Here is a 6,477-nt window from a genome sequence, read left to right on the forward strand (position 1 = left end):
TTCGAGGGCCTGCGCCTGATGGACGCCCTGATCGGCATCAAGCGCGGCGTGCCCGGCGCCAAGCTGCCCGAACTGCGGCAGCGCCGGGTGCGGGCCGCCACCGTCGAGACCGACGAGCGGCCCCAGGAGGGACACGTCCGCTCCGACGTCGCCACCGACAACCCCCTGCCCGCCCCGCCCTTCCGCGGCAGCCGCGTCATCAAGGGCATCCAGCTCAAGGAGTACGCGAGCTGGCTCGACGAGGGTGCTCTCTTCAAGGGCCAGTGGGGCCTCAAGCAGGCCCGCACCGGCGAGGGACCCTCCTACGAACAGCTGGTCGAGTCCGAGGGCCGGCCCAGGCTGCGCGGCCTCCTGGACCGGCTCCAGAGGGAGAACCTGCTGGAAGCGGCCGTCGTCTACGGCTACTTCCCCTGCGTGTCCAAGGACGACGACCTGATCGTCCTCGACGACGACGGCAACGAACGCACCCGCTTCACCTTCCCCCGCCAGCGCCGCGGCCGGCGCCTGTGCCTGGCGGACTTCTTCCGCCCCGAGGAATCCGGCGAGACTGACGTCGTCGGCTTCCAGGTCGTCACCGTCGGCTCCCGCATCGGCGAGGAAACAGCCCGCATGTTCGAGGCCAACGCCTACCGCGACTACCTCGAACTGCACGGACTGTCCGTCCAGCTCGCCGAGGCCCTCGCCGAGTACTGGCACGCCCGGGTCCGCTCCGAACTCGGCTTCGCCGGCGAGGACCCGGCCCAGATGGAAGACATGTTCGCCCTGAAATACCGCGGCGCCCGCTTCTCCCTCGGCTACGGAGCCTGCCCCGACCTGGAGGACCGCGCCAAGATCGCCGCCCTCCTCGAACCCGAACGCATCGGCGTCCACCTCTCCGAGGAGTTCCAGCTCCACCCCGAACAGTCCACCGACGCCATCGTCATCCACCACCCCGAAGCCAAGTACTTCAACGCCCGCTGACACCGGCGGAAGCCCCTGTTCCGGGGGCTCCGCGGCCACGCCGGGCGTTCGCGTCCCGCACGACGTAGACTGGTCGGTCCACTGCAGGCCGGTTCCCTTCGTGGGAACCGGCCTGATCGTCCCTCAAGGAGGTACGTGGATGACCAGTACGGTCCCCGCGCTCGGTACCCGTACGGCCGAAGGCTCAGCCCTCCAGGCCGTGCTCCTCGACATGGACGGCACCCTGGTGGACACCGAGGGCTTCTGGTGGGACGTCGAGGTGGAGGTCTTCGCCTCCCTCGGCCACACCCTCGACGACTCCTGGCGCCACGTCGTGGTCGGCGGCCCCATGACCCGCAGCGCCGGGTTCCTGATCGAGGCCACCGGCGCCGACATCACCCTCGCCGAACTCAGCGTCCTGCTCAACGACGGTTTCGAGCAGCGCATCGGCCTCGACCTGCCGCTCATGCCCGGAGCCGCCCGGCTCCTGGCCGAACTGACCGCCCACGGCATCCCCACCGCCCTGGTCTCCGCCTCGCACCGGCGCATCATCGACCGCGTCCTGAAGTCGCTCGGCCCCGAACACTTCGCCCTCACCGTCGCCGGTGACGAGGTGCCACGCACCAAACCGCACCCTGACCCGTACCTGACCGCCGCGGCCCGCCTCGGCGCCGACCCCGTCCGGTGTGCCGTCGTCGAGGACACCGCGACCGGAGTGGCCGCCGCGGAATCCGCGGGCTGCCACGTCGTGGCCGTGCCCTCGGTCGCCCCCATCACCCCCGCCGCCCGGCGCACGGTCGTCGGCTCACTGGAAGAGGTCGATCTTCCCCTTCTGCGCGGCCTGGTGACGCACCTGCACTAAGGACCCGTGCCAGGGGCTGCCCGGCAGCGTCCCGGGGTACCGGTTCCGCCGCTGCGGATGGCTGAATGCCGACTGGGGTGAACAAAGCAGTTGTGTGATGTTCCCCACGATCCCAGGGGTCGACAGGTGTGTGCGGGTGTGCTGCGCCATGCTTGGCGAACGTTGTACGAGAGTCCTTGTGTCCCGATTGGTGAAAGCCTGCACTAATCCTTCCACTGTCGGGTTTTCGGTGTGTCCGCACCCGGTTTCGCTCCGTGATGAGCCCCCAACTCCGGTGGCTGCGAACCCCGGTGCGGGCGCGGACTAATCTCGTCGCGAGAACACCGGCCACTACCCCCGTGATCCGCCGCGCCACCCCTGCATTCCCGGATACACGGACCGACAGCTCTGGAGAAACTCGAGCATGAACCGTAAGACTTTGGTGCTGCCGGCCGTAGTCGGCCTGCTCGCGCCGGTGCTCGCTGCCTGCGGCGGGTCCGACGGCGGCAGTGGCGGAGGGGACGCGATCCGCGTCGGCACCACGGACCGGTTCACCCTCACGAAGGAGATCCCGGCCCCCTTCGACCCGGCGTACGCCTACGACATCGGCGCGTGGAACATCATGCGCCACACCGCGCAGACGCTGATGACCATGCCGCGCGGCGACGGCGAACCCGTCCCCGAGGCGGCCCAGCAGTGCAGCTTCACCGACACCGGCAACGAGCGCTACGCCTGCACGCTGCGCGACGGGCTGAAGTTCGCGAACGGCGACGACCTCACCGCGGAGGACGTCAAGTACTCCATCGAGCGCGCCATCTCCCTGAAGGCCGACACTCAGGTGGACGCGCTGCTGTCGACGGTGGACACCGTGGAGACCAAGGGCGACCGCGAGGTCATCTTCCACCTCAACACGCCCGACGCGACCTTCCCCTACAAGCTGTCCACGCCCATCGCCAGCGTCCTGAACAAGGACGACTACCCCGAGGACAAGTTCCGCGACGGCTTCGAACTCAGCGGGTCCGGCCCGTACGAGATGAAGACCGAGTCCAAGAACGGCGTCCTCAACAAGCTCGTGTTCACCAAGAACCCGAACTACAAGGGGAGTCTCAAGCTGAGCAACGACAAGGTGGAGCTGGTGTCCTTCGAGGACGCCGACGGCATGGGCAGCGCGCTCGAGAAGGGCGACATCGACGTCATGACGCGCGCGATGACACCCGAGCAGATCAGCAAGCTCTCCAACTCCTCCGAGGGCGACGTCAAGCTCGTCGAGGTGTCCGGTCTGGAAATCCGGTACCTGGGCTTCAACGTGGACGCGCCCAGCGTGAAGGACAAGGCCGTCCGCCAGGCGATGGCCCAGGTCATCAACCGGGCCGAACTCGTCTCCAAGGTCTACGGTTCCCAGGCCGAGCCGCTGTACTCGATGGTCCCGGCCGGCATCACCGGCCACTCCAACTCGTTCTTCAACGAGTACGGCGACCCGAGCGTCTCCGAAGCGCAGCAGACGCTGAAGGCGGCGGGGATCGACACACCGGTCAAGCTCACGCTGCACTACACCACGGACCACTACGGCGCCGCGACGAAGCCGGAGTTCGAGGAACTCCAGCGCCAGCTCAACAAGAGCGGTCTCTTCGACATAAAAATCGACGGCAAGCCCTGGTCCGTCTTCCGGCCGGCCGAGCGCGAACTCAAGTACGACGTCTTCGGCATGGGCTGGTTCCCCGACTTCCCCGACGCGGACAGCTTCATCGCACCGTTCCTCGACAAGGGCAACACCCTCAACTCGCCCTACCTGAACACGAAGATCATCGACGATCTGCTGCCCGAGTCGCGGCAGGAGGCCGACCGCCTCTCCGCGGCCGACACCCTCACGCAGATCCAGGACATCACCGCCGCGGACGTCCCGATGATCCCGCTCTGGCAGGGCAAGCAGTACGTGGCCGCCCGCGACGACGTCACCGGCGCCGCCTACCTGCTCAACTCCTCCTCGGCGCTCCAGCTGTGGGAGCTCGGCCGGGGCGTGAGCGGCTGACACCGCCCCGCACACCGAAACCCCCGAAGGGCGTCCTCCACCGGCCGGTGGAGGACGCCCTTCGGGGGTTTCGGACGACCGGCACGCAGTAACGACGACGGCCCGGAACCCGCGCTCCGGGCCGCCCTTCCCGCCTGCCGCCTACTGCTGCGCGCCGGGCCGCACCAGACCGCTCTCGTACGCGTAGACCGCGGCCTGCACCCGGTCCCGCAGCCCCAGCTTGGTCAGCACATGACCCACGTGCGTCTTGACGGTGGTCTCACTGACGAACAGGTCGGCCGCGATCTCCGCGTTGGACAGACCGCGGGCCACCAGCTTCAGCACCTCCACCTCACGCTCCGTCAGCGTGTGCAGGGTGTCGGGCACCGGCTCGTCCCCGGACGGCAGATGCGTCGCGTACTTGTCGAGCAGCCGCCGGGTGATGCTCGGCGCGAGCATCGCCTCGCCGTTCGCCACCACCCGGATCGCCTGCACCAGCTCATTGGCCGGCGCGTCCTTCAGCAGGAAGCCGCTGGCCCCCGCCTTCAACGCCTCCACCACGTACTCGTCGAGGTCGAACGTCGTCAGCACCAGCACCTTGGCCGGGCCGTCCCGCTCGGGACCGGTGATCTGCCGGGTCGCCTCCACACCGTCCATCCGCGGCATGCGGATGTCCATGAGCACCACGTCGGGCTGCAGCGCCCGCACCTGGTCGAGTGCCTGAAGGCCGTCTCCGGCCTCACCGACGACCGCGAGATCCTGCTCCGCCTCCAGAATCATCCGGAAGCCCGTGCGCAGCAGCGGCTGGTCGTCGACCAGTAGGACGCGGATGGCCACGTAAGTCTCCTTCGGATCGGCCCGGACAGGCCCTATTCCGGGCCCATTCTGCCCTGTTCGCCACCGCCGGTCCCGGCCGCCCTCACCGGCAGCGGATAGGGCGGGGGAGTGCCGCCGAACTCGGGACAGTGCGTCTGGTGGTCGCACCAGCCGCACAGCTTGGTGGGCCGTGGCCGCCAGTCACCCGTCTCGGTCGCCAGCCGGATCGCCTCCCACAGCGCCAGCAGCTTGCGCTCGACCCGCTCCAGATCGGCGGGGACCGGATCGTAGGTCAGTACGTCACCGCTGCCGAGGTAGACCAGCTGCAGGCGGCGCGGGACGACCTGCTTCAGCCGCCACACCACCAGCGCGTAGAACTTCATCTGGAACAGCGCACCCTCGGCGTACTGCGGCCGCGGGGCCTTGCCCGTTTTGTAGTCGACGATCCGCACCTCACCGGTGGGCGCCACGTCGACCCGGTCGATGATGCCGCGCAGCCTCAGCCCGGAGTCCAGCTCCGCCTCGACGAACAGCTCCCGCTCCGCGGGCTCCAGCCGGCTCGGGTCCTCCAGCGTGAACCAGCGCTCGACGAGCCGCTCCGCCTCGGCCAGCCAGCGCGCCAGCCGCTCGCCCTCCGGGTCGTCGGCGAACAGCTCCCCGACCTCCGGCCTGCTCTCCCGCAGGCGGTCCCACTGGCCCGGCAGCAGCGCCTTCGCCCGCGGGGCCGTGCGCTCGGCCGCCGGGGCGTCGAACAGCCGCTCCAGCACCGCGTGCACCAGCGTGCCCCTGGTCGCCGCCTCGCTGGGCTTCTCCGGCAGCCGGTCGATCACCCGGAACCGGTACAGCAGCGGGCACTGCATGAAGTCACCGGCCCGCGAGGGCGAGAGCGAGGAGGGCGCGGCCGCCGCGCGGGCGGGCGTCACGGGCACGGCAGGCCGGGCCGCGACCGCCCCGTCCACCACCGTGTCCGCGTGCACCGTGTCCGCGTGCTCCGCCGCCGTCGTCACCGGTCGGGGGGATCCGCCGGTGTCCTCCGCGACATCCTCGGTACTCGTCTCCATGCCCACAGACCCTACGGCCCGCCACTGACAGTCACCCAGCGGCAGGCGTGACCCGTGCGACGGGAGGGAAGCACAGGGGTGCCGGGGCGGAACGGGCCGGGACGGACGCATACCATCGACACGAGACCCTCCCGACCGGCCGGCGGGAGACGCTTCGAACGAGGGGACACCGTGGACGTGAGCGGCGGGAGCGGGCAGCCGCGGTCCGGCAACGACGAGTCGGCCGAGCCCCAGGCAGGCCCCGAGACGGCCCCGACCCCCGACTCCGCACCCCCGGACCCCACGCAGCCCGCGACACCGGAAACCCCGAGCCCGGGCCTGCACCCGGGCCCGGACCCTGCGGACCGCCGGCCCCGGTCCACCGAGGGCGCGGGCTCCGACGCCCCGCAGCCGGAGACCCCCGGCCCACCGCCACAGGGACACGAGCCCCACGAGGACGACGCACCCGTGCACGAGAGCCCGGGGCGGGAAACCCCGGAGCCCGACAGCCCGGGGCGCGAAACCCAGGAGCACGAAACGCCGCGGCACGAAGGCCCGCGGCACGAAACGCCGCGGCACGGCGGCCCGGGGCACGAAACTCTGTCACCCGAAGGCCCGGGGCACGGGACCCCGGCGTCCGAGTCCCCGCGGCACGGCGCCCCGGCACCCGGAACACGGGCCCCTGCCGCCCCCGGCACCGCACCCGCGGGCGCCGACGCGCCCGCCGCACCGGCGCAGGATGCGGCCCCCGCCCGCGGCGCCACCGCACCGCACCACAACCGCGAGAACACCCCGGACGGCACCGCTCCGGACGGCACCACCCAGCCCGGGCC

5 protein-coding genes are annotated in these 6,477 nt (G+C 70.6%); 3 read left to right on the forward strand and 2 right to left on the reverse strand.

Features of this window, described 5'->3' with window-relative positions; all coding sequences use genetic code 11:
• From HZS56_RS36825 to HZS56_RS36835, 3 genes are all read left to right on the forward strand, one after another.
• On the forward strand, positions 1-960 hold a 960-nt coding region (locus HZS56_RS36825; RefSeq protein ID WP_301543120.1), incomplete at its 5' end, for a vitamin B12 dependent-methionine synthase activation domain-containing protein.
• Between the two features lie 139 nt (positions 961-1,099).
• Complete coding sequence (locus HZS56_RS36830; protein WP_216725167.1) at positions 1,100-1,801, forward strand: HAD family hydrolase; 702 nt, start codon at positions 1,100-1,102, stop codon at positions 1,799-1,801.
• Between the two features lie 403 nt (positions 1,802-2,204).
• Positions 2,205-3,809: an ABC transporter substrate-binding protein gene (locus HZS56_RS36835; RefSeq protein WP_216725168.1), complete on the forward strand. Its 1,605-nt coding sequence runs from the start codon at positions 2,205-2,207 to the stop codon at positions 3,807-3,809.
• A gap of 141 nt (positions 3,810-3,950) precedes the next feature.
• Here the strand turns inward: HZS56_RS36835 and HZS56_RS36840 are convergent, their stop codons facing one another.
• Together HZS56_RS36840 and HZS56_RS36845 are read right to left on the reverse strand one after the other, a co-directional pair.
• A complete protein-coding gene (locus tag HZS56_RS36840; RefSeq protein ID WP_216725169.1) occupies positions 3,951-4,625 on the reverse strand; it encodes a response regulator in 675 nt (224 codons plus the stop codon).
• Between the two features lie 32 nt (positions 4,626-4,657).
• A complete protein-coding gene (locus HZS56_RS36845) occupies positions 4,658-5,665 on the reverse strand; it encodes a RecB family exonuclease (protein WP_216725170.1) in 1,008 nt (335 codons plus the stop codon).
• Positions 5,666-6,477: the final 812 nt, after the last annotated feature.

This window comes from Streptomyces mayonensis, from assembly GCF_018982965.1.
GTDB lineage: Bacteria > Actinomycetota > Actinomycetes > Streptomycetales > Streptomycetaceae > Streptomyces > Streptomyces mayonensis.

Coding starts and splice junctions, on each gene's coding strand:
- HZS56_RS36830 (WP_216725167.1), top strand. CDS start 1,100: ATGACCAGTACGGTCCCCGCGCTCGGTACCCGTACGGCCGAAGGCTCA.
- HZS56_RS36845 (WP_216725170.1), bottom strand. CDS start 5,665: ATGGAGACGAGTACCGAGGATGTCGCGGAGGACACCGGCGGATCCCCC.
- HZS56_RS36835 (WP_216725168.1), top strand. CDS start 2,205: ATGAACCGTAAGACTTTGGTGCTGCCGGCCGTAGTCGGCCTGCTCGCG.